Annotated in this window: 22 protein-coding genes and 1 pseudogene; 7 read left to right on the forward strand and 16 right to left on the reverse strand. The window is 57.8% G+C overall.

The window, feature by feature from the left end; translation table 11 throughout:
- Positions 1 to 113: 113 nt before the first annotated feature.
- The 5 genes from ACOYNB_RS10370 to cysS all read right to left on the reverse strand — a co-directional run bounded on the left by ACOYNB_RS10370 (position 114) and on the right by cysS (position 5,984).
- Entirely contained in the window at positions 114 to 1,370 is a 1,257-nt protein-coding gene (locus ACOYNB_RS10370) for an aspartate kinase (RefSeq protein ID WP_374258537.1), read from the reverse strand.
- A gap of 137 nt (positions 1,371 to 1,507) precedes the next feature.
- The gene (tilS, locus tag ACOYNB_RS10375; protein ID WP_422839008.1) at positions 1,508 to 2,878 is read right to left on the reverse strand and encodes a tRNA lysidine(34) synthetase TilS; all 1,371 of its coding nucleotides are present in this window, start codon (positions 2,876 to 2,878) and stop codon (positions 1,508 to 1,510) included.
- 17 nt (positions 2,879 to 2,895) lie between these two features.
- Positions 2,896 to 3,867: an acetyl-CoA carboxylase carboxyltransferase subunit alpha gene (locus ACOYNB_RS10380; protein ID WP_374258541.1), complete on the reverse strand. Its 972-nt coding sequence runs from the start codon at positions 3,865 to 3,867 to the stop codon at positions 2,896 to 2,898.
- A 30-nt stretch (positions 3,868 to 3,897) separates the two neighbouring features.
- Positions 3,898 to 4,602: a DNA-3-methyladenine glycosylase family protein gene (locus tag ACOYNB_RS10385; RefSeq protein WP_422839009.1), complete on the reverse strand. Its 705-nt coding sequence runs from the start codon at positions 4,600 to 4,602 to the stop codon at positions 3,898 to 3,900.
- Positions 4,602 to 5,984 (reverse strand): cysteine--tRNA ligase, encoded by a 1,383-nt coding sequence (gene cysS, locus ACOYNB_RS10390; RefSeq protein ID WP_422839010.1) that lies wholly within the window; start codon positions 5,982 to 5,984, stop codon positions 4,602 to 4,604. The genes ACOYNB_RS10385 and cysS overlap by 1 nt, the downstream gene beginning before the upstream one ends.
- Before the next feature lie 268 nt (positions 5,985 to 6,252).
- Between cysS and ACOYNB_RS10395 the strand changes: the two genes are divergently transcribed.
- Genes ACOYNB_RS10395 through ACOYNB_RS10415 form a run of 5 tightly spaced genes read left to right on the forward strand, consistent with a single transcriptional unit; the run spans position 6,253 to position 10,549 of the window.
- Positions 6,253 to 7,362, forward strand: a complete 1,110-nt coding sequence (locus ACOYNB_RS10395) for a tetratricopeptide repeat protein (protein WP_422839011.1) — start codon at positions 6,253 to 6,255, stop codon at positions 7,360 to 7,362.
- Positions 7,359 to 8,702, forward strand: coding sequence for a L,D-transpeptidase family protein (locus tag ACOYNB_RS10400; protein WP_422839012.1), 1,344 nt, complete (start codon positions 7,359 to 7,361; stop codon positions 8,700 to 8,702). The genes ACOYNB_RS10395 and ACOYNB_RS10400 overlap by 4 nt, the downstream gene beginning before the upstream one ends.
- On the forward strand, positions 8,699 to 9,253 hold the full coding sequence (locus ACOYNB_RS10405; RefSeq protein WP_422839013.1) for a peptidylprolyl isomerase: 555 nt from the start codon (positions 8,699 to 8,701) through the stop codon (positions 9,251 to 9,253). The genes ACOYNB_RS10400 and ACOYNB_RS10405 overlap by 4 nt, the downstream gene beginning before the upstream one ends.
- A gap of 2 nt (positions 9,254 to 9,255) precedes the next feature.
- Entirely contained in the window at positions 9,256 to 9,756 is a 501-nt protein-coding gene (locus ACOYNB_RS10410) for a peptidylprolyl isomerase (RefSeq protein WP_422839014.1), read from the forward strand.
- A gap of 4 nt (positions 9,757 to 9,760) precedes the next feature.
- Positions 9,761 to 10,549, forward strand: coding sequence for a UDP-2,3-diacylglucosamine diphosphatase (locus ACOYNB_RS10415; RefSeq protein WP_422839015.1), 789 nt, complete (start codon positions 9,761 to 9,763; stop codon positions 10,547 to 10,549).
- Between the two features lie 70 nt (positions 10,550 to 10,619).
- On the opposite strand, the gene clpA is transcribed toward ACOYNB_RS10415, so the two are convergent.
- Positions 10,620 to 12,938 (reverse strand): ATP-dependent Clp protease ATP-binding subunit ClpA, encoded by a 2,319-nt coding sequence (gene clpA, locus ACOYNB_RS10420; RefSeq protein WP_422839016.1) that lies wholly within the window; start codon positions 12,936 to 12,938, stop codon positions 10,620 to 10,622.
- Positions 12,935 to 13,288, reverse strand: a complete 354-nt coding sequence (clpS, locus tag ACOYNB_RS10425) for an ATP-dependent Clp protease adapter ClpS (RefSeq protein ID WP_422839017.1) — start codon at positions 13,286 to 13,288, stop codon at positions 12,935 to 12,937. Before clpS ends, clpA begins: the two co-directional genes overlap by 4 nt.
- 247 nt (positions 13,289 to 13,535) lie before the next feature.
- Between clpS and ACOYNB_RS10430 the strand changes: the two are divergent.
- A pseudogene (locus ACOYNB_RS10430) lies at positions 13,536 to 13,730 on the forward strand (cold-shock protein); the annotation flags it as partial.
- Between the two features lie 201 nt (positions 13,731 to 13,931).
- On the opposite strand, the gene icd reads toward ACOYNB_RS10430, so the two are convergent.
- From icd to hemN, 3 genes are all read right to left on the reverse strand, one after another.
- On the reverse strand, positions 13,932 to 15,185 hold the full coding sequence (gene icd / locus ACOYNB_RS10435; protein WP_374258557.1) for an NADP-dependent isocitrate dehydrogenase: 1,254 nt from the start codon (positions 15,183 to 15,185) through the stop codon (positions 13,932 to 13,934).
- 157 nt (positions 15,186 to 15,342) lie between these two features.
- Positions 15,343 to 16,140: a sulfite exporter TauE/SafE family protein gene (locus ACOYNB_RS10440; protein ID WP_422839018.1), complete on the reverse strand. Its 798-nt coding sequence runs from the start codon at positions 16,138 to 16,140 to the stop codon at positions 15,343 to 15,345.
- Between the two features lie 27 nt (positions 16,141 to 16,167).
- The gene (hemN, locus tag ACOYNB_RS10445) at positions 16,168 to 17,595 is read right to left on the reverse strand and encodes an oxygen-independent coproporphyrinogen III oxidase (protein WP_422839019.1); all 1,428 of its coding nucleotides are present in this window, start codon (positions 17,593 to 17,595) and stop codon (positions 16,168 to 16,170) included.
- A 97-nt stretch (positions 17,596 to 17,692) separates the two neighbouring features.
- Between hemN and fnr the strand changes: the two genes are divergently transcribed.
- Entirely contained in the window at positions 17,693 to 18,496 is an 804-nt protein-coding gene (fnr, locus tag ACOYNB_RS10450) for a fumarate/nitrate reduction transcriptional regulator Fnr (RefSeq protein ID WP_422839020.1), read from the forward strand.
- A 101-nt stretch (positions 18,497 to 18,597) separates the two neighbouring features.
- Here the strand turns inward: fnr and ACOYNB_RS10455 are convergent, their stop codons facing one another.
- From ACOYNB_RS10455 to ccoN, 6 genes are all read right to left on the reverse strand, one after another.
- Positions 18,598 to 18,852 carry a nitrogen fixation protein FixH gene (locus ACOYNB_RS10455; protein ID WP_422839021.1) on the reverse strand — a complete coding sequence of 85 codons (255 nt, stop codon included), beginning with the start codon at positions 18,850 to 18,852 and terminating at the stop codon, positions 18,598 to 18,600.
- A gap of 24 nt (positions 18,853 to 18,876) precedes the next feature.
- Positions 18,877 to 20,364 carry a cytochrome c oxidase accessory protein CcoG gene (gene ccoG / locus ACOYNB_RS10460; protein WP_422839022.1) on the reverse strand — a complete coding sequence of 496 codons (1,488 nt, stop codon included), beginning with the start codon at positions 20,362 to 20,364 and terminating at the stop codon, positions 18,877 to 18,879.
- A 134-nt stretch (positions 20,365 to 20,498) separates the two neighbouring features.
- Positions 20,499 to 21,434 carry a cytochrome-c oxidase, cbb3-type subunit III gene (gene ccoP, locus ACOYNB_RS10465; protein WP_422839023.1) on the reverse strand — a complete coding sequence of 312 codons (936 nt, stop codon included), beginning with the start codon at positions 21,432 to 21,434 and terminating at the stop codon, positions 20,499 to 20,501.
- A 14-nt stretch (positions 21,435 to 21,448) separates the two neighbouring features.
- Entirely contained in the window at positions 21,449 to 21,586 is a 138-nt protein-coding gene (locus ACOYNB_RS10470) for a cbb3-type cytochrome oxidase subunit 3 (protein WP_374258569.1), read from the reverse strand.
- 12 nt (positions 21,587 to 21,598) lie between these two features.
- Positions 21,599 to 22,228, reverse strand: coding sequence for a cytochrome-c oxidase, cbb3-type subunit II (gene ccoO / locus ACOYNB_RS10475; protein ID WP_420816428.1), 630 nt, complete (start codon positions 22,226 to 22,228; stop codon positions 21,599 to 21,601).
- 13 nt (positions 22,229 to 22,241) lie between these two features.
- Positions 22,242 to 23,669: a cytochrome-c oxidase, cbb3-type subunit I gene (ccoN, locus tag ACOYNB_RS10480; RefSeq protein ID WP_422839024.1), complete on the reverse strand. Its 1,428-nt coding sequence runs from the start codon at positions 23,667 to 23,669 to the stop codon at positions 22,242 to 22,244.
- Positions 23,670 to 23,671: the final 2 nt, after the last annotated feature.

Here is a 23,671-nt window from a genome sequence, read left to right on the forward strand (position 1 = left end):
CCGCATACTCCCTTAGCAGGGGAGCACCTTCGGCCTCTCGGTCACGACTCCAGCAACAGCAAGCATTCTAGCCCAGAAATTTGAGCTTTCGGCCTGTTGCGCTCAAAACAACATCAGGCTTTGGCTTCGTCCAGACCGAATGCCTTGTGCAGCGCGCGCACGGCCAATTCCAGGTACTTCTCATCGATCACAACCGATGTCTTGATTTCACTGGTCGTGATCATCTGGATGTTGATGCCTTCGTCAGACAGCGTCTTGAACATCGTGCTGGCAATGCCAACGTGGCTGCGCATGCCGATGCCCACGATCGACACCTTGGCGATCTTGGCGTCGCCCACAACATCACGGGCCCCCAGCGCCGGCAGCACATTGGCCTTCAGCAACTCAACGGTGCGCGCATAGTCACCGCGAGGCACGGTGAACGAAAAGTCGGTCTTGCCATCGTGCGAAACGTTCTGAATGATCACGTCCACATCAATGTTGGCATCGGCAACTTTACCCAGGATCTGGTAGGCAATGCCAGGGGTGTCGGGCACGCCGACCACGGTGATCTTGGCTTCGTCGCGGGTGAATGCGATGCCCGAAACAACGGCTTGTTCCATTTTCTCGTCTTCCTCAAAACTGATGAGCGTGCCCGACTTGGCTTCTTCTGCCAGGTCGATGTCCCACGGTGTGAAGCTGGACAGCACACGCAGGGGAACGCGATATTTGCCGGCAAATTCCACAGAGCGAATCTGCAGAACCTTGGAGCCCAGCGACGCCATTTCCAGCATCTCTTCAAAGCTGATGCTGTTGAGGCGACGGGCTTCGGGCACCACGCGAGGATCGGTCGTGTACACGCCATCCACGTCGGTATAAATCAGGCATTCATCGGCCTTCATCGCTGCTGCCACAGCCACAGCGGAGGTGTCGGAACCACCGCGACCCAGCGTCGTGATATTGCCGTTCGGATCCACGCCCTGGAAACCAGTGATCACGACAACCTTACCGGCGGCCAGATCTGCACGAACGCGCGCATCATCAATGCTCTCAATCCGTGCCTTGGTAAAGGCCGAGTCCGTCTTGATGGGCACTTGCCAGCCAGCGTAGCTGACTGATTCCAAGCCTTCGGCTTGCAGAGCAATCGCCAGCAAACCAACAGAAACTTGCTCGCCGGTCGAGGCGATCATGTCCAGTTCGCGCTCGCTAGGGCGGTCGGAGAGTTCTTTGGCCAGGCCCAGGAGACGGTTGGTCTCGCCGCTCATGGCCGAAGGAACGACCACAAGCTGATGACCTGCCCGCACCCACTTGGCCACACGCTTGGCCACGTTACGGATGCGCTCGGTCGAGCCCATCGACGTGCCGCCGTATTTGTGAACGATCAGTGCCATGTCAGATGTTGTTGGAAACAATCGCGTGCCAAACACACACAGTGCACCTCATCCTGGATGCACGCACGCGATCAAACCCTTGATTTTAGCCTGAGCCAGACCCGGAACCCACTCGGTCGGGTCTTAAACAATGGGCATCAAGTCGCACTTGACGAATCGGGATGCCACTCAAAGGCATATTGGGGATCGCCATCAGGTGCAACAGCACGTGCATCCACACCCAGCCCCGGCACCCACAACAAGCGCCCCCCTCCGTAGACCAAAGGGCCCTGGCGCAACCACGATGGAACGCCCGCACACTGAAACTGTTTCCTGAGCGCGCGCAGAGGACGCCCTGGCGCAGACTGGAATTGCTCACCACCAACGCGCGGCCGCAAAGCAACATCCTCCAGCGATTGGGCCGACACCCCCCCAATCTCCACCCGACGGACATGCAAGCAGCCCAACCAGGACGCTACGCGGTGCACCCCTTCCGTCAACGGCCCGAGCGTGACCGCTGATACTTCGGACACACCACTGGCACACCGCGGGGAGCGCCGCGACGAATAGCTCAACAGCCCCCGGTACAGCGAAACACCAATCTCATCCCAGTTGGACGAGGACTGACGCTCAATCATGCCAGGCACCTCATCGGCCAGGCGATAGACCCAACTGGCGGTCAGACTCCGGCCAGCGACTTGCTGGTACCAAGCACGCAATGCCTCCCGCCGCGCACCAACCGCCCATACAGCCCATTGAATGGCATTCAGATCTGGATACGCCATCGACGTTGTACCGACATCGCTCGGTACGGTTGCGCTTTGCAAAAGCTGCTGATGCCACGATGCCATGGCGGGCAAAGCATCGGCAACCTTGCTGCCAGACGATGCCAACGCACGCTCCGCGTCAGGAAATGCTTCCAGCAGGGCTGGCCAGACACTCGCCCGCAATCGATTGCGGGCAAATCTCACATCTGAATTGCTATCGTCCTCGACGTACTGCAATCGGTGCGCCGCAACATAAGCTTCAATGGCCTCTCGAGGATGATCAAGCCATGGTCTGACCCAACGAATGCCATCACGCCATTCATCTTTGGGCATACAGGCCAATCCTGCGACGCCCGCGCCTCGTAATGCCTGAAGCAAAAAGGTTTCAGCCTGGTCTCTTCGGTGATGCGCGAGCAGCAACAAATCTCCGCCGACCATCGTCACCATGTCCGACAACGCAGCATAGCGGGCGGCCCTTGCTCGGGCCTCCACGCTGGCACCGCCAGACACATCCACTGACACCCGGCGCACCACCAAACTGACAGGCAAGCCGGCCCGAGCCCATTCATCACATGTCATCTGGGCGTGCGCCAGCCAGTCGTCGGCCAGCGCACTCAGTCCGTGGTGAACGTGCAAAGCTACCACGCGAAGCGCAGGCTCACTTTTTGCCGCCACAGCACATGCATGCAACAACGCCGTGGAGTCGCGTCCACCGCTGTAAGCCACAGCGATGACCTGCTCACGCACGTGGTCAGACAGCATGCCTGAAGCAACAGAGATCAATGCTCTTTGGTATCAGTGAATCGACCGTAGCTTTGCAGTCGGTCATAACGCTGTTGCAGCAAATCCTTGACCTTCAAGTCGCTCACTTGGCGGAACGCGTCATTCAGCGCGCGCTTCAAGTTGGCACAAATTTGCTTGTGATCACGATGTGCGCCACCCACGGGCTCGCTGACGATCTTGTCAATCAGACCCAAAGCCTTGAGTCTGTGAGCCGTGATGCCCAGCGCCTCCGCAGCATCCGAAGCCTTGTCAGACGTCTTCCACAAGATCGACGCGCAGCCCTCAGGCGAGATGACGGAGTACACGGAATACTGCAGCATCAAAACCTGATCGGCCACACTGATCGCCAAAGCGCCGCCCGAGCCACCTTCACCAATGATGGTGGTGATGATGGGCACTTCCAGGCGAGCCATCTCGAAGATGTTGCGCCCGATGGCCTCTGACTGATTGCGTTCTTCCGCACCAATGCCAGGATAAGCACCAGGCGTATCCACAAAGGTGAACACGGGCAACCCAAACTTCTCCGCCGTCTGCATCAGACGCAAAGCTTTGCGGTAACCCTCTGGACGGGACATGCCGAAGTTACGCGCTGCACGCTCCTTCGTATCGCGGCCCTTTTGATGCCCCAGTACCATGCAAGGCTGCCCGTTGAAACGCGCAAGCCCCCCGACGATTGACAAGTCATCCGCAAAGTGGCGGTCGCCATGCATTTCCTGGAAGTCGGTGAACAACTCGTTCACGTAATCCAGCGTGTAAGGACGCTGGGGATGACGGGCAATCTGGGTGACCTGCCACGGCGACAGCGTCGAGTAGATGTCCTTGGTGAGCTGCATGCTCTTTTTGCTCAGTCGGTCAATCTCCTCAGAGATGTCCACCGCTGACTCGCTCTGCACATAACGCAGCTCTTCAATCTTGGATTCCAGCTCGGCAATCGGTTGCTCGAACTCAAGGAAGTGTCGTTTGCTCATGGCAAATTCCTTCATCACGCCGGGTTGGCGTCAATACTCCACGGGCAGCGGGTCGAGGCTGCGCCACAGATACCAGGTCCCCACTGTACGGTAGGGCGCCCAGGCTTCGGCCACGTCCCGCGCTTCAGCTCGGGACACTGGCTCACCACTGAAATAACTCTGACTGATGCCCTTGATCAACCCCAGGTCGTCCAGGGGCAGCACATTCGGGCGCATCAAATAAAAGATCAAGAACATTTCGGCTGTCCAGCGGCCGATCCCACGGATGTCGGTCAGCTCATCAATGATGGATTCATCGTCCATCTGCTGCCACTGCTCGACATGCACACGCCCCTCATCAAAGTGACAGGCCAAGTCGCGCAAATACTCCACCTTGCGCGCAGACAAACCAGCTTGGCGCAAGGCGTCGGGCGCCTGCCGCAACACGTCAGCAACAGGAATCGGCGCACGTGACTCACTGATGTCACGTCCCAAAAGGGTCAAGAAGCGATCCCAAACAGACTGCGCCGCTTTCACAGAAATCTGCTGACCAACGATGGACCTCGCCAGCGTCGTGAACGCATCACCACGACTATACAAACGCGCATGGCCGTGATCCACAATCAACTTGCGCATCACACGGTCACGCTTGGACAGGTGCTTGCACGCCTCATCCCAGTAATGCGGCGTGACCAGCTGCGCGTCCAGCACGGCTTCGGCAGTAACGTCGGAAACAGGTGTCGCAGCAGCAGTCATCAGGCCTTCACCCACGTCGTCCCCTGCGGGCCGTCTTTGAGGACGATGCCTTGGGCAGCCAATTCATCGCGAATACGATCCGACTCCGCGAAATTCTTGGCCTTCTTCGCTTCCGCGCGCGCTGCAATCAACGCATCGATGGCCGACACGTCAGCATCAGCACCGACACCACCTTGCAGATAAGCCTTGGGCTCTTGCTGCAACAGCCCCAACAGACCCGCCAACGCTTTCAGCAACGAAGCGGACTCTCCTGCCCCGGAGCGATTCACTTCGGTCGCCAGATCAAACAACACCGCGATCGCAATCGGCGTATTGAGATCTTCATCCATTGCAGCCCTGAAACGCGCCGCCTGCGGGTGAGCCCAATCGATGTCGAAGGCATCTACTGCTGCCACAGAATCCAGAGTGGTGTACAGGCGACGCAAACCACTGCGCGCGTCCTCCAGACCCGCATCACTGAAATTGAAGGGGCTGCGATATTGAGTGCGCAGCATGAAGAAACGCAGGGTTTCGCCATCAAAGTGCTTCAACACATCACGGATGGTGAAGAAGTTGCCGAGCGACTTCGACATCTTCACGTTGTCAACGTTCACAAACCCGTTGTGCAACCAGTAATTAACAAACGACTTTCCGGACGCACCTTCGCTCTGCGCGATCTCGTTCTCGTGATGAGGGAACTGCAGGTCCAACCCACCACCGTGGATATCAAAGTGCTCGCCCAGCAAGGAGCAGCTCATGGCCGAACACTCGATGTGCCAACCCGGACGCCCCGCGCCATAAGGCGACTCGTACTTGGCATCAGCAGGCTCTTCAGGTTTAGCCGACTTCCACAAGACGAAGTCAAGAGGGTCCTGCTTGCCATCATCCACAGCGACACGTTCGCCAGCACGCAACTGATCCAGACTCTTGCCCGAAAGCTTGCCGTAGCCCGGAAACTTGCGCACAGCGTAGTTCACATCGCCATTGCTGGCGCGATAGGCCAGTCCGTTGGCCTCCAGCTTACCAATCAGGTCCAACATCTGGCCGACGTATTCGGTCGCCCGCGGCTCGTGCGTCGGCGGCTCGATACCGAGCGCAGCGATGTCATCGTGCATCGCCTGCGTCATCTCATCGGTCAGCTGACGAATCGTGATGCCACGCTCAACGGCGCGACGGATGATCTTGTCGTCAATGTCAGTGATGTTGCGGACATAGGTCACGTCGTAGCCAGAAGCCTTGAGCCAACGCTGCACGACGTCGAACGCCATCATCATGCGGGCGTGCCCTACGTGGCAGTAATCGTAGATGGTCATCCCGCACACATACATGCGAACCTGACCAGGAGTCAGGGGGTGAAACACCTCGATCTGACGCGACAGACTATTGAAAAGACGCAAACTCATGAGAAATATCGGGGATCTTCGGCGAGGTCGGGGTGTGCCACATGCACGACACACGGACAGGATGCTGGCCGTTAAGCGCTCGCCCCGCTCAGATACAATCCGGCGAGTATAGCGGTCCACCTGTGATCAGGGGGTGACAAGCCCCGGCGGACAAGTCAGGACTGTTATTCTTACTGCTTTATTGCGGGCTGAAGATGGCGCGAAATGCAACCGTCTTGGCGCCTGCGGCTTTCTGCGCCCCGTGCGCGTCCGACAACCACGATTGCTCATGCCTTTCTTCGACGCCGTGCCTTCCAACGGACTCCGACTGACCGCCCTGGCCGCCAAGTGCCTGACTGCCGCAGCCCTCTCGCTGACCATGTTCAGCGCACTCGCCGACGATGTCGGTGATGTCCAGAAATTGCTGGCAGCCGGCAAAAACATCGAGGCACTGCAACGCGCGGACCAATTCCTGGCCAACAAGCCGCGTGACCCCATGATGCGCTTCTTGCGCGGCATCAGCCTATCGCAAGCCGGTCGCACACCCGAAGCCATCACAGCCTTCACCAAGCTGACAGAAGACTTCCCAGAGTTGCCCGAACCGTTCAACAACCTGGCCGTGCTTTACGCGCAGCAAGGTCAATATGACAAGGCTCGCAACGCACTGGAAATGGCCATCCGGACCAACCCAAGCTATGCAACGGCTTATGAGAACTTGGGAGATGTGTACGCAAAGTTGGCCAGCCAGGCCTACTCCAAGGCGCTGCAAATCGACACGCGCTCGGCGGTTGCCCCCAAGCTGGCCATGATCCGAGACCTGTTCCCCAAAGAACGCAACTCGATCCTTGCTGCAGCACAACCTGTTCAAGCACCTGTTCCAGCACCCGTAGCGGCTCCAGCAGCCAAGCCAACGCCCGCACCGACACCAGCCTCTGTACAGCCCGCACCGGCACCGGTTGCAAAGGCGCCTGTAGCCACAGTCGTCCCTGCCGCCAAGCCAGTGGCAACTGCGTCAACAACAGCACCTGAGCCACGCACAGAAGCTCGCAAAGACAGCGGCGCGAAATCCGAGCGTGACGTCGAAAATGCCGTGCGTGACTGGGCTGCGGCTTGGAGCAAGAAGGATCTCAAGGGGTACTTCGCGTCTTACAGCCGTGACTTCGACGGTGGCAAAACCCGTAAGGCGTGGGAAACCGAGCGTCGTGACCGCATCAACGGCAAGCGCAACATTTCCGTCAAGATCAGCGGTATGCAGGTCGATGTCAACGGTAGCAAGGCCGTGGCCCGCTTCCGTCAAGAATACAAAGCTGACAACCTGAATGTCAGCAGCAGCAAGCGCCTTGACCTCGTTCGCTCTGGTGGTGGCTGGGTCATCGTGAAGGAAAGCGCGGGATCGTGATTCGTTCGTTGACGCGCTGGGAGCTCCGCGTCGTGCGCCGTTTGCTACCCGAACTGAAACTGGTCAACGGAATGGCTCTGGGGGCCATTTTCGCTTTCTGCCTTTTCGCTCCCTTGTCGGACGAAGCTTGCGCTAGCCCTCACAAGGACAAGCCCCAGACAGCCAAGCATGCACTGCCAAGGCCTCAACAAAAGCCAACAGAGAACAGTGAGCCGCGCATCCCGCAGCAATCGTTTTCTGCCGAGGCTCGACTTCTGGAGGTCTACCGACTGATTGGTGACGGCAAAGGTGGCAATGCTCTGCAAAAAGCAGAGCAGCTTATTCGCGACGTACCCAATTTCCAGTTGGCGCAGTTGGTCTACGGCGATCTTTTGCTTTCGCGTACCAAGGTATTGCCCACCATGGGCAACGCTCCCGCCAACATCGCGGCAACGTCGCAGGCGCGACTAGAACAACTGCGCGAAGAAGCTCGGCGACGCCTCTCAGCGCTGACCGAGAAGCCCCCTGCTGGCGCACTGCCCGCGCAGTTCATTGCTGTGCCACCCACGACCAAACACGCGATTGCTGTGGATGCCAGTCGATCTCGGCTTTATTTGTTCGAGAACGGCCCCAATGGCCTTCAACTGGTCGCGGACCACTACGCCTCAATCGGTCGCCTGGGATCAGACAAGAGCTTCGAGGGCGACCAGCGCACACCGCTTGGCGTTTACTACATCACCAGCCGACTCGATGCCAGCCAGCTGACCGACTTCTATGGAGCAGGCGCCCTGCCCTTGAATTACCCTAACGAATACGACCGGCGATTAGGACGAACCGGGCGTGGCATTTGGTTGCATGGCGTGCCCAGCGACAGCTACGCACGCAGCCCCAACAGCACCGACGGCTGCGTCGCCTTGGCCAACCCAGAGTTGCAAACCATCCTGAACCGGGTACAGCCCCGCACCACACCCGTGGTGATCGCCAAATCTCTGCAATGGATCCCCCCATCCAAGGCAGAACCCGAGCGCCGCAACCTGCAAAACCTGATTGAGGGCTGGCGCGTCGCCCGAGCCAGCGGTGACGTCACGAGGCTGATGTCCTTTTACTCGCCGCAGTTCGTGAGCAGTGGCAAGGACGTGAATCAATGGCGCCAGTTGCTGCAGCGTGATATCAATCAACTGCGGGGACACTCGCTCCAGTTGAAAGATCTCGCCATCCTGGGTTGGCGAGACAAGAGTGACGTTCTGGTCGTCACCTTTGGCGAAGTCTCTGACGGTCAACGCACAGGCGCCCTCAAGCGTCAATATTGGGGCAAAGAGGGTGGCCTCTGGAAAATCTTCTATGAAGGAGTGATCGGATGATCCGTAAACTGATTCTGGCTGGCGTGATCGGCCTCACCGCTTTGGCCACACAGGCCCAAAACGTTCGACTGAGCACCAGCATGGGAGACATCGTCGTGCAGCTGGACGCCGCCAAGGCCCCCAAGACGGTCGACAACTTTGTGCAATACGTGAAGGCGGGCCACTACAACGGCACTGTGTTCCATCGTGTGATCGAAAGCTTCATGATTCAGGGCGGTGGCATGACGCCCGATCTGCGTGAAAAGCCCACACGCGCCCCCATCCCGCTGGAAAGCCGCAACGGACTGAGCAACGTTCGCGGCTCCATCGCCATGGCGCGCACCAATGTGCCGGATTCGGCCACATCGCAATTCTTCATCAACGTGAAGGACAATCTGTTCCTTGACGCGGCCCGCTCGCCCGATGGCAACGGCTACGCCGTCTTCGGCAAAGTCGTGCAGGGCATGGATGTCGTCGACAAAATTCGCAAGGTTGAGACCACGCAGCGCGGCATGTACGGCGACGTTCCCGCTCAACCCGTCATCATCAAACAAGCCTCCATCGAGAAGTAAACATGACCAAAACCGTTGAACTGCAAACCACCGCTGGCGTGATCCGTCTGGAACTGGATGACGCCAAGGCCCCCATCACCGTGGCCAACTTTCTGGACTACGTGAACGCCGGCCACTACAACGGCACGGTTTTTCACCGTGTGATCAAGGGCTTCATGATTCAAGGCGGCGGCTTTGAAGTCGGCATGAAGCAAAAGGCAACCAAGGCCGAGATCCAGAACGAAGCCAACAATGGCCTGAAGAACGACAAGTACACCATTGCCATGGCCCGTACCAGCGCACCGCACTCGGCCAGCGCACAGTTCTTCATCAACAGTGCCAACAACGACTTCCTGAACTTCAAGTCGGAGTCCATGCAAGGCTGGGGCTACGCCGTGTTCGGCAAGGTCGTGGCAGGCACCGAAGTCATTGACGCCATCGAGAAGGTTCGCACCGGTCGCAAGGGCTTCCATGACGACGTGCCGCTGGAAGACATTGTGATCACCCAGGCTGTTGAAGTCTGATGTGATGGGGAAGCCTCCCTTCCCCACGTCGGAAACACTGAATGCACCGCCCTCGTGGCGGTGCATTGATTTCATCTCCGACCTGCACCTGCACGCGGACCTGCCCAGGACCACTGCTGCCCTGGCTCGCTACCTCGACACCACGCCCGCCGATGCCGTGTTTTTGCTGGGAGACATCTTTGAGGCTTGGGTCGGTGACGACATGCGCACCCAACCCTATGAACAGCAATGCGCCGACATGTTCGCCCACGCGAGCCGGCGCACCCGCCTGTTCATGATGGTGGGCAATCGTGACTTCTTGCTGGGCGCCGGCATGCTGGACGCTTGCGGCGCGCAACACCTACCCGACCCCACCGTGCTCAGTGCATTTGGCCAACGTGCCTTGTTGATGCATGGGGATGAACTGTGCCTAGCGGACGAGGCTTACCTTCGCTTCCGAGCTCAGGTCCGTCAATCTACGTGGCAACAGGCTTTCCTGGGGGCACCATTGACCGCACGCTTGGCCCAGGCCCAGCAAATGCGCAACGCCAGCCAGATGCACCAGAAGTCGCAGATGCCCGAACAGTGGGCAGATGTGGACGAAACCATTGCGGGGCAGTGGATGGCCGCCGCGCAGGCCCCCATCCTGATCCACGGGCACACCCACCATCCCCAAACCCAGCCGTTCGGCAGCGCACAGATCGCTCACGGCGTCCGTCACGTGCTGTCAGACTGGGACCTGGATCACGAGCATCCCCGCGCAGAAGTGCTGCGCTGGACTCCCGACGGCTTTTCACGCTTGATCTGGCGGTAGAAAACGTCCGTCACCACCGGGGGCGCGCAAAAAACAAAGGGTCGGAAATTTCCGACCCTTCGCTCTGGCGTCACACCGCTGTTGCGGCCTCAGGCTTGGCCTTGTCTGACTTCTTTAGCGGCTGGATATCGAGTTTGACTTCAGCGTCGCCCCCCGACTTCTCATCGATATCCACCGTCAGACGCCCACCATCGACCAAACGACCGAACAGCAACTCGTCGGCCAAGGCGCGACGGATGGTGTCCTGGATGAGCCGCTGCATCGGGCGAGCACCCATGAGCGGATCGAATCCTCGTTTGGCCAGATAACGGCGCAAGGTGTCGGTGAACGTGACATCCACCTTCTTCTCTGCCAGCTGGCTTTCCAGTTGCAGCAGAAACTTGTCCACCACGCGCAGGATGACTTCCTCATCCAAGGGCTTGAAGCCCACGATCGCATCCAGACGGTTGCGGAACTCGGGGGTGAATTGGCGCTTGATGTCGGCCATTTCATCGCCCTGCTCACGCTGAGTGGTGAAACCGATGGTCGACTTCTGTAGCGTTTCCGCACCCGCGTTGGTGGTCATGATGATCAACACGTTGCGGAAGTCTGCCTTGCGACCGTTGTTGTCCGTCAGCGTGCCGTGGTCCATCACCTGAAGCAGGATGTTGAACACATCGGGGTGGGCCTTCTCGATTTCGTCGAGCAGCAACACGGCATGCGGCTTCTTCGTCACCGCCTCGGTTAACAAACCACCTTGGTCGAACCCCACATAGCCGGGAGGCGCACCGATCAAGCGACTGACCGCATGCCGCTCCATGTACTCAGACATGTCAAAGCGGATCAACTCAATCCCGAGGATGTAAGCGAGTTGCTTGGCCACTTCGGTTTTGCCCACGCCCGTGGGTCCGCTGAAAAGGAACGAACCAATCGGCTTATCCGGCTTGCCCAGGCCTGAGCGCGCCATCTTAATGGCCGATGCCAAAGCGTCGATCGCGGCGTCTTGCCCGAACACCACGCTCTTCAGGTCGCGATCCAGATTCTTAAGCTTGGAGCGATCATCACTGGAGACGCTGGTCGACGGCACGCGGGCGATCTTGGCCACGATTTCCTCGACCTCTGCACGGGTGATGGTCTTCTTCTGTTTGCTCTTGGGCAGGATACGCTGCGCGGCCCCGGCTTCGTCAATGACATCGATCGCCTTATCCGGCAGGTGTCGGTCATTGATGAACTTGGCAGACAACTCTGCCGCCGCTTGTAGCGCATTGAGCGAATACTTGACGCTGTGATGCTCTTCAAAGCGAGACTTCAAGCCCTTCAGGATCTCGATCGTTTGCTCCACCGTCGGCTCGGCCACTTCCACCTTCTGGAAGCGACGAGACAAGGCAGCATCCTTCTCGAAAATGCCACGGAACTCGGTGAAAGTGGTCGCACCGATGCACTTGAGTTGCCCCGAACTCAAGGCAGGCTTGAGCAGGTTGCTGGCATCCAGCGTGCCGCCCGAGGCCGCCCCTGCGCCAATCAGCGTGTGAATTTCGTCGATGAAGAGCACAGCACCCTGTTGCTCCTTCAGTTGCTTGATCACAGCTTTCAGACGCTGCTCAAAGTCGCCGCGATACTTGGTACCAGCCAGCAGCGCGCCCATGTCCAGCGCGAACACCTCCGCGTCCGCCAGGACATCCGGCACGTCACCTTGGGTGATGCGCCAAGCCAAGCCTTCCGCGATGGCGGTCTTGCCGACGCCCGCCTCGCCAACCAGCAGCGGGTTGTTCTTGCGGCGACGACACAAAACCTGAATGACGCGCTCGACTTCCACGTCGCGCCCGATCAGCGGATCGATCTTGCCATCGCGAGCCAGTTGGTTGAGGTTCTGGGTGTATTGCTCCAGCGGCGAGGCCTTGCTCTCTACCTCTTCCTTTTCGCCCTCTACGGGGCCAGCATCCTGAGGGGTCTTGCCGGCATCGGGAGGATCGACTTTGCGAATGCCATGCGCAATAAAGTTCACCACATCCAGGCGCGTCACACCTTGCTGATGCAGGTAGTACACCGCATGGGAATCCTTCTCGCCGAAAATGGCCACCAGCACATTGGCACCGGTCACTTCCTTCTTGCCATTGCCAGACGACTGGACATGCATGATGGCACGCTGGATCACGCGCTGGAAACCCAGCGTGGGCTGCGTATCCACCTCGTCCGTCCCACCAACCGTGGGTGTGTTGTCACGAATGAACTGGTCGAGGTTCTTGCGCAACTCTTCCAGGTTGGCCGCGCAGGCTTTCAACACCTCGGAAGCAGAGGGGTTGTCGACCAAGGCCAGCAGCAAGTGTTCAACCGTGATGAACTCATGGCGTTGCTGACGAGCCTCGACGAAGGCCAGATGCAGACTCACTTCCAACTCTTGCGCAATCATGCGGTCTCCAGAATGCACTGCAGGGGATGCCCGGCTTCGCGGGCGGCGGCAAGAACGAGTTCGACCTTGGTGGCCGCGACATCTTTGGTGTAGACACCGCACACACCACGACCTTCGTGGTGGATTTTCAGCATGATCTGAGTCGCCGTCTCGATATCGTGACGGAAATGCTCTTGCAACACAAACACCACAAATTCCATTGGGGTGAAGTCATCGTTGAGCATCACAACCTTGAACAGGTTCGGCGGCTGAAGTGCGAGCTTCTCTTTCTCGACAACAGCCGCACCAAGCCCTTCGTCGGCCGGTCCCTCTGGCGTCGTCGATGACTGGATCAGTAACGGAAAGGTCATGAAAAAGATTCTACGGGACACCCTCAGCCACAGTTCCCATCTTGGGGCTGAAGCCCAACGTTCAAGCGAAGAAAAGCCGCATCAGATTACCGACATATTGAACGAACGTACCGAACCTCACCTGCGACCTGCCAAAAAGACCGGCATCACCTCAGGGAATCCACTGACCGAATCCCCTAATTTATGCGCTTGACACCCCCGTCCGCAGAATCCCAGAATGTGAACAAATTAACAAGGAGGATGTGGTATGGCTACTGGTACCGTTAAGTGGTTCAACGATGCCAAGGGATTTGGTTTCATTGAACCCGATCAAGGTGGAGGCGACGTATTCGCCCACTTCTCGGCCATTCAAATGGATGGCTTCAGAACCCTCAAGCAAGGATCCAAAGTTCAGTACGAACTGATTGCCGGCCCCAAGGGCATGTTGGCACAGAACATCCAGCCGATTGACAGCAGCACGCCAGTCGGAACGGTGACCGACCCGTTGAGCGACCTGCACTTCCGTGACATGAGCACACAAAGCGGCCTGCGCCCGCATTGATATCCCAGGTACACGGGCTTTACTGAGTCCGTCGTACGGCAAACAAAAAAGCCCGCCTCTCAAGGCGGGCTTTTTTTGACAGGCACACGAGCCTGCCATCGATCACATGTGATCGATCATGACCTGACCAAAGGCAGAACACGACACTTGGGTCGCACCGTCCATCAGACGAGCAAAGTCATATGTCACTTTCTTGCTCTGAATCGCACCGTTCATCGAGCTGATGATCAGGTCGGCGGCTTCAAACCAGCCCATGTGACGCAGCATCATTTCTGCGGACAGGATCTCGGAACCGGGGTTCACATAGTCCTTGCCTGCGTACTTCGGCGCTGTACCGTGGGTCGCCTCGAACATGGCAACCGAATCCGACAGGTTTGCACCTGGAGCGATACCGATACCACCGACCTGCGCAGCCAGCGCATCAGAGATGTAGTCGCCGTTCAGGTTCAAGGTGGCAATCACGCTGTACTCAGCTGGACGCAACAGGATTTGCTGCAAGAAGGCGTCAGCAATCGCATCCTTGACGATGATGTCCTTGCCAGTCTTGGGGTTCTTGAACTTGCACCATGGACCGCCATCAATCAGCTCGGCGCCGAACTCGTTTTGAGCCAGTGCATAACCCCAGTCGCGGAAGCCACCCTCGGTGTACTTCATGATGTTGCCCTTGTGAACGATGGTCACACTGGGCTTGTCATTGTCGATGGCGTATTGCAGGGCCTTGCGCACCAGACGCTCGGTCCCCTCCTTGGACACTGGCTTGATGCCGATGCCTGAGGTTTCTGGGAAACGGATCTTCTTCACACCGAATTCGGTCTGCAGGAAGCTGATCAGTTTCTTGGCCTTGTCGCTTTGTGCTTCGAACTCAATGCCGGCATAGATGTCTTCCGAGTTTTCACGGAAGATCACCATGTCGATCTTTTCGGGCTCCTTCACAGGCGAAGGTACACCCTTGAAGTACGTGACTGGGCGCAGACAAACGTAGAGATCCAACTCCTGACGCAAGGCCACGTTCAGCGAACGAATGCCACCACCAACGGGTGTCGTCAGAGGTCCCTTGATGGACACAACGTAGTCCTTCAAGACTTGCAGAGTTTCTTCAGGCAGCCACACATCCGGGCCGTACACGCGCGTTGACTTTTCGCCAGCGTAGATTTCCATCCAGTGGATCTTGCGCTGACCGCCATAAGCCTTCTCAACTGCGGCGTCCACCACCTTGATCATCACTGGCGTGATATCGAAGCCAGTGCCGTCCCCTTCGATATAGGGGATGATGGGGTTGTGAGGTACGTTGAGCGAGAAGTCCGGGTTCACCGTGATCTTCTGCCCACCTTCGGGCACCTTGATGTGCTGATACATAGTTGTGGTCTCCGCGTTTGGCGTATCCGTGAAAAGCAATGCCATGGATATCGGCATTGCGTGTTTTGATTCTACGCGACGCTTTCCACAGTACCAGCACTTCTACATCGGGAATCCCCTGAAGGGTTGCTGATTAGCTGCGACTAATTGCGCCAAATCAGGCGCACCACGCTTGCCACTGTGCCACCAACTGGTGCCACACAGCCCACGCAGCCATCAAGGACAAGCACAAGCCAGAGAGCCGGACGGCCCATCGCGCATCACCACCCACAGCCACACCTGCAGCAGGCACAGAAGACTCACCCTTGGGCGTCGATCCGTGCCAGAGGATGGGCACCACCGCTCCACCAGCGCCCGCTGGCGAAGGCGCTGCTCCTGCGCTCTGCCCGGAAAGCTTGCGCAGCAACTGCGGCGTAAACCAGATACCCGCCGCGCCAGGGAGCGCAAACGCGAGCATCACCAGCGCCCCCCCCAACGAATTGGGCGCCAACGCTGCGACGACGACGGCCGCATACAGCAAACCGCAAGGCAGCACAGCCCAAAGGCAACCGGACAGCAGCGGCACAAGCGCCCGCATGAACGGGGAGCGAGTTACCGGCGCAGGCACACCAAACTTGCTGCGCACCCAGTGATAAACGCGCACACCGAACATGTCGAGTTGGCGCGGCATAACGCCATACCACAGTAACCACAAGCCCACAAATACGGCGCCGACCTGCAGCATCACCCAGAAGGGCTGCAAGATGGTCATTGAACGACCGAATTGCGATGCCAGCCCGGCTGCTGAAGCCGCAACAGCCCCGAGAACAGCGTACCCAATGCACCGCCCCGCCATCGCCAAAGGCGAGATACCCCGCGGGAATGCAGCCGCACAGGCCGTGCCGCACATCGCGACGCAATGCGGGATACCGCCCAACCCCATCAGGAAGGCGGTAAACATCAGGCCGGTCAGCATGACCGACCTCCGCCAAACATCATCTGATCAAATGATGCGAGAAAACTTTTCGAGCGTCTTGTCGGCTTGGATGTAGCGGTCGAAGACCATGGCAACCGCTCGCACGAAATACCAACCCAGCGGCGTAACCCGAACACCATCCGACTCCATTTGCACCAGCCCCGACTCGACGAGCGGCTCCAACAGGCGCAACTCAGTCTCGAAGTATTGCCGGAAATTGATCAAGTATGCGAGTTCGATCGACTCAATGTCGACACGCCCCTGACACATCACCGCCATGATCACGGCACGACGCACCAAATCGTCTCTTGACAGAGCCAATCCGCGCACGATCGGCAACTCACGACGCTCAAGGGAGTCGTAGTAGTCCTCCAGGGTCTTGGCGTTTTGGCAGTAATGCGCCCCCACCTTGCCAATGGCAGACACGCCCAAGCCAATCAGATCGCTGTCAGGATGCGTGCTGTAACCTTGGAAATTGCGATGCAGCCGTCCTTGGCGCTTCGCAACGGCCAAGCTATCGTGGTGCAAGGCAAAGTGGTCCATGCCAATGTAGTCGTACCCAGCAGCCCCGAACTTTTCAATGGCCATGGACAACATGCCAATCTTGTCATTGGCCTTTGGAAGCGCGGCCGCATCAATGCGACGCTGCGGCTTGAACCGCTGCGGCAAGTGCGCGTATGCATACAGCGCAATGCGATCCGGCTTGAGGCCTGCCACCTGCGCCAGAGTCCGCTCGAAGCTCTCCGGCGTCTGCTTCGGCAGTCCGTAAATGAGATCCATGTTGATGGACCCAAATCCCTCTGCCCTGGCGGCCTCCACCAGCTGAGCAACCTGCTCGTAAGGCTGAACACGATGGACAGCCTGCTGCACGTGCGGATCAAAATCCTGCACGCCAAAGCTCAAGCGATTGAAACCCATCGCAGCCAATCGCTTCAATCGACCCACATCAATCGTACGGGGATCGACCTCGATGGAGTACTCCCCACCAGGCACGAACCTGAAGGCATCCTGCAGTGTCGAGATCAGTCCCTCCAACTCGTCGTCGCTCAAAAATGTTGGACTTCCGCCACCAAAATGCAACTGGGACAGTGTCTGCCCACGGCCAAGGTGCTCGACCGTCAGGTCAATCTCTGTTCTCAACGCGGACAGATACTCGACAGCACGGTCATGATGTTTTGTAATGACCTTGTTGCAGGCGCAGTAATAGCAAACCGATTCACAAAAGGGAATGTGCACATAAACCGACAACGGCGCGACACCGCCACCAACAGCACCCGCTCCGTCTGCGCGCTGCTGCAACGCCTGGATGTAGTGCGTGGGGCCATAGGCTTCCACAAATCGATCCGCGGTAGGATACGAGGTGTATCGAGGCCCGTTGACATCCAGTCGTGCGAGCATGTCTGTCGTCACGACGGGGCCAACCGGACCGTTTGAAATCAAGGCGGATTCACTCATGCCGGCGACTGTGCCAAACTCACGGCTTGCAGGGTTGATCCAACTCAAGCTCCGGAACGGTGTTCTGGGAACAATCGGGCACGTTTTGAGGTTTCTCATGTTGAACAGTACATTTCCGATCGCCGACGCCAACGCTACAGACAAAGCACACCAATGTGATCACGGGCAAGCATCGTGTGGCGGAGTGAAACTGGACAACTTCAAGGTTGCCTGCTCTAGCTGCAACCTGCGTGAGCTTTGCTTGCCAGTTGGTTTGAGCCAACCACAACTGAATCACCTGGACTCGCTGGTCGCCACCCGCAAGACAGTCAAACGCGGCGACGCGCTGTTTCATACAGGCGATCCGTTCCGGTCTGTTTATGCGGTCCGCACTGGCTTTTTCAAGACTCGCGTGTCATCTGAAGACGGCCGAGACCAGGTGACTGGTTTTCAAATGGCCGGCGAGCTGCTTGGTTTGGATGGCATCAGCACGGACCGCCACGCCTGTGATGCCATCGCTCTGGAGGATTCTCAAGTGTGCGTGATTCCCTACGCACAACTGGAAGACCTGTCCCGAGAGTTTTCGGATCTGCAACATCAGTTCCATAAGATCATGAGCCGCGAAATCGTTCGCGACCATGGCGTGATGCTCCTGCTGGGTAGCATGCGCGCAGAAGAGCGCCTGGCGGCTTTTCTGTTGAACCTGACTCAGCGTTTGCATGCACGAGGCTTCTCTGCCTCAGCACTAGTCTTGCGCATGACTCGCGAAGAAATCGGCAGCTACCTCGGCCTGAAGCTTGAAACGGTGAGCCGCACCTTCTCGAAGTTCCAGGAAGAAGGCCTTCTGGAGGTCAAACAGCGCGACATTCGCATCACCAATGAGGCTGGCCTGCGCGCGTTGGTCAACAACGTGAGAGCCTGAACAGCATCCAGCACCAAGTTGCACGCCTCATTAAAAAAGCCCGCTTCATGCGGGCTTTTTTGTTGGAGACCTGACCGTACACGCCAGGTCAAACACACCAATTACTGATCGGCGGCCTCACGCGACCCTTCAGCAGCCTTGTTGCGCCCCTGCATGGCCGGCATGTCCTTGATGGCGCCAGCCTTGGATGCCGAGGTATCCAGCACGGGATCAACGTGGCGCACAGCGATACCAACCGTGAACAGCGAGGCGACAACCACCAGTGCAGGGCCGGCAATCACCATCCACACGATGGGCAACTTCCACCAAGGTGGATTGTCCTGTGGCTTGACATCTTGATCGTTAACTTCAGACATATCTACTCCTGTTCGGGCTGCGCCTTAACGCGGCACCATGAACGTAGTCTTTTCACGAACATCCAACTGAGGCTGATCACCTTGGCGCAACTGCTCGACCACCAGCGTCATTGCAAAAGCGCCCGAGCCCATACGGCTACTGACATCAGGCGGAACACGCACCGCAATTGGCACCCATCGCGCTTCTGCGGGGCCAAGAACAATTTCTTCGCCACCGGAGACCTGAGCCTGCATCAATTGTTCCACACCGATGCGGTACTTCTGCTTGCTTTCGCTCGCATTCATGACCTGAACTCGATAGACGTTTTCAACGAAACCTTCGTCCACCACGCGGGCCAAGGCCCCACGATCTCGAACAATGTCGACCCGGAAGGGTACACGGCTATACAAGCTGTACAAGAACACCGCGACAACTGCGAACAAGATGGCCGTGTAAATCATGACGCGGGGACGTGCCACACGCGCCCACATCTCTTTGCGGCCCCACCCGTTGTCCATGGAGTTCAGCGTTGCATAGCGGATCAGTCCGCGCGGCTTGCCGATCTTATCCATCACGCCATCACAAACATCAATGCAGGCTGCGCAACCGATGCACTCGTATTGCAAACCCTTGCGGATGTCGATGCCGGTTGGACACACTTGCACGCACAACGAACAATCGACGCAATCACCCTGTGGAGCACCGTCAGCCGACTTCTTGCCCTTGCCGCGCGGCTCACCACGCTTGACGTCGTAGCTGATGATGAGCGTATCCCGGTCAAACATCGCACTTTGGAAACGTGCGTAGGGGCACATGTACTTACAGACTTGCTCGCGCATGTAGCCGGCATTCCCGTAAGTGGCAAAGCCATAAAACAGCACCCAGAAAATCTCCCACGGGCCCATGCCCAGGGTGACCACTTCTTGTGCCAACACGCGAATCGGCGTGAAGTAGCCCACGAATGTGAAACCCGTCCACAAAGCAAAAGCGATCCACGCTGTCTGCTTTGCCGTCTTACGGGCCAGCTTTTCCGCATTCCAAGGACCCTTGTCCATTTTCATGCGTTTGACGCGACTGCCTTCGATCTTGTTCTCGATCCACATGAAGATTTCTGTGTAGACCGATTGCGGACATGCGTATCCACACCAGAGCCGCCCCGCCACTGCCGTGAACAGAAACAAGCCATACGCTGAAATCACGAGCAGTGCCGTCAGGAAGATGAAGTCCTGGGGATAGAGCACCAACCCGCCCATGTAGAAGCGTCGCGCGGTCAAGTCATACAGAACCGCCTGGCGACCATTCCACGTCAACCAGGGGGTGACATAGAACACCAACTGCGTGACCCACACCATGACCCAGCGCCATCGCGTGAACCACCCCTCTACCTCGCGGGCATAAATCTTCTCGGACTTTTTATAGAGCGAAACAACTTGCTCATGAACGTGAGCAGTTTGCTGGCCGGGGGACTGTGGGGCGGCTTGGTTGGCCGTCTCTGCAGTCTTGCTTTCTGGTGTATTGGTCGAGTCAGTCATGACACAAATGAAAAAAGCGGTGCAGGTGACGATACCCAGTAGGGTATCACGCTCACACTGCTACCGCTTGAAATAAGTCACCCCTTTGATTGACATCAAGCGATCTCGCTCGACGCAATCAGGGGCAACCCTCATCACTTAGCTTCTGCTGCCTGGGTGACGTTGGACAGACCCCAGATGTAGGAAGCAACAACCTTGATCTGATCAGACGTCAAACGGGCTTCTTGAGCCGGCATGACGTTAGTCTTACCGTTGTTGACCATGTCCATGATGGCCTGCTCGCCAAAACCGTGCAACCAGATCTTGTCAGTCAGGTTAGGCGCACCGATGGCTTGATTACCCTTGCCGTCAGCACCGTGGCAGGCTGCGCAAACAGCCTTGAACTTCTCCTTGCCAAGTTCAGCCAGGATGGAGTTGTGACCGCTACCGGACAAGCTCAGAACATAGTTGGCAACCTGGCGAACCTCTTCAGGGCCACCGACGGCAGCGGCCATGACAGGCATCTGACCGCGACGACCATGCGTGATGGTTTCCAGAATCTTGTCAGGAGAACCGCCGTGCAGCCAGTCGGTATCGGTCAGGTTCGGGAAGCTCTTCGCACCCTTGGCGTCAGACCCGTGGCAAGCCGCGCAGTTGTTCAGGAACAGTCGCTGACCAATGGCGTGAGCCTGAGGATCGCGAGCCATGTCTTCAACAGACATTGTCTTGAACTTGGCATACACCTTGGCTTCTTCCGCTTGTGCCTTGGCAATTTCGGCATCCAGCTGGCCCTTGGAAGACCAGTTCAGCTTGCCTGCGGCGTCACCCAGACCGGGGTACAGCGCAAAGTAAGCCACACCGAACACCAAAGTGATGATGAACAGCATCAACCACCAGCGAGGCAGCGGATTGTTCAACTCACGCAAGTCGCCATCCCACACGTGACCGGTGGTCTTGTCGACGTTGCCGTCGGCGTCATAGATGACCTTGTGCTTTGCTGCGCCGATCAGCACGAACGCACAGTACACCAGGCCGAACACGACGATCGCGATGACGTACCACGACCATCCACTGGAAATGAAGTCGCTCATTTATGAGCCTCCAATCAATCTTCTGAAAGAGGCAGGCGAGCTGCCTCTTCGAACTGGGCCTTGTTGCTGCGGGAGAAAGCCCACACACCAATGCCCACGAAAACGCACAGACACACCACGGTGAAAATGCTTCGTACGAGGTTGATGTCCATGTGCGTCACTCCTTACTTGACGGCTGTACCCAGCACCTGCAGGTAAGCGATCACTGCGTCGAGTTCAGTCTTGCCCTTGACGTCAGCGTCAGCGGCCTTGATCTCGTCGTCGGTGTACGGCACACCGACCATACGCAGCGCCTTCATGCGAGGAGCAATCGGGGCAGCCTCTTCCAGCTTGGCCTTGGCCAACCATGGATAGGCAGGCATATTCGACTCAGGCACCACGTCACGGGGATTGTTCAGGTGAGCGGCATGCCACTCATCCGAATACTTGCCGCCGACACGATGCAGGTCAGGACCTGTACGCTTGGAACCCCACTGGAAGGGGTGGTCGTACACGAACTCACCAGCCATGGAGTAGTGACCATAGCGCAGAGTCTCAGCACGGAATGGACGAATCATCTGCGAGTGGCAGTTGTAGCAGCCTTCGCGGATGTACACGTCACGACCAGCCAGTTGCAGTGCGGTGTAGGGCTTGAGGCCTTCCACAGGCTGAGTGGTGCTGCGTTGGAAGAACAGCGGCACGATTTCAACCAGAGCACCGAACACCACTGCCAACAGGATCAGAACGATCATGAGGAAGTTGCTGGTCTCAATCTTTTCGTGCGAGAAAAGGGAGGGGTTGTGATTGTTAGCCATGTTGTTCTCCTCCTCAAGCGTGAGCTGGTGCAGGCACGGGCGTTTGAACGGCACGGCCAGCCAGCACAGTCATCACAACGTTCCACAGCATCAGGATCATGCCGCCCAGGTAGAGCAAGCCACCTGCGACACGGATCACGTAGAACGGATAGGTTGCCTTCACGCTTTCGACGAAGGTGTAAACCAGGGTACCGTCAGGGTTGACAGCACGCCACATCAGACCTTGCATCACACCGGCAATCCACATTGCAGCGATGTACAGCACGATACCGATGGTGGCAGCCCAGAAGTGCAGCGCGATGGCCGACTGAGCGTACATCTGGGTACGACCGAACAGACGAGGGATCAGGTAGTACAGCGAACCGATCGAGATCATGCCCACCCAGCCCAGAGCGCCAGAGTGCACGTGACCAACGGTCCAGTCGGTGTAGTGAGACAGCGAGTTCACGGTCTTGATGGACATCATCGGACCTTCGAACGTCGACATGCCGTAGAACGACAGAGCCACGATCAGGAACTTCAGGATAGCGTCATCACGCAGCTTGTACCAAGCACCCGACAGGGTCATGATGCCGTTGATCATGCCGCCCCAAGAAGGAGCCAACAGGATCAGCGAGAACACCATACCAATGGACTGAGTCCAGTCAGGCAGCGCGGTGTAGTGCAGGTGGTGAGGACCCGCCCACATGTAAGTGAAGATCAGCGCCCAGAAGTGCACGATCGACAGACGATACGAGTACACGGGCATACCGGCTTGCTTGGGGATGTAGTAGTACATCATGCCCAAGAAGGCGGCGGTCAGGAAGAAGCCCACGGCATTGTGACCGTACCACCATTGGATCATGGCGTCTTGCACACCAGCGTAAGCCGAGTAGCTCTTGAACAGAGACACAGGGACTTCAGCGCTGTTGACGATGTGCAGCAGAGCAACGGCAATGATGAAAGCCCCATAAAACCAGTTCGCCACATAAATGTGACGAACCTTGCGGGTACCGACCGTGCCAAAGAACACGACAGCGTAAGCCACCCAGACCAGTGTGATCAGGATGTCAATTGGCCATTCCAGTTCGGCATATTCCTTACCGGTGGTCATACCCAGAGGCAGCGTGACCACTGCCGCCAGAATCACGAGGTTCCAGCCGATGAAGGTGAACGTGGCAAGCGGGCCTGCGAACAGGCGTGTTTGACACGTGCGTTGCACGACGTGGTAAGACGTCGCAAAGAGGGTGCACCCCCCAAACGCAAAAATCACCGCATTGGTATGCAGTGGACGCAGCCGACCATAGGTCAGCCATGGAATGCCGAAGTTGAGTTCCGGCCATGCCAGCTGGGACGCGATAAGGACGCCGACAGCCATGCCAACGACGCCGTAGACCACGGCGGCAATGGCGAAGGCCCGGACAACCCCATCGTTGTACGTGGCAGAGTGGGTGGTTGCCATCT

Source organism: Aquabacterium sp., from assembly GCF_049317225.1.
Lineage (GTDB): Bacteria > Pseudomonadota > Gammaproteobacteria > Burkholderiales > Burkholderiaceae_C > Aquabacterium.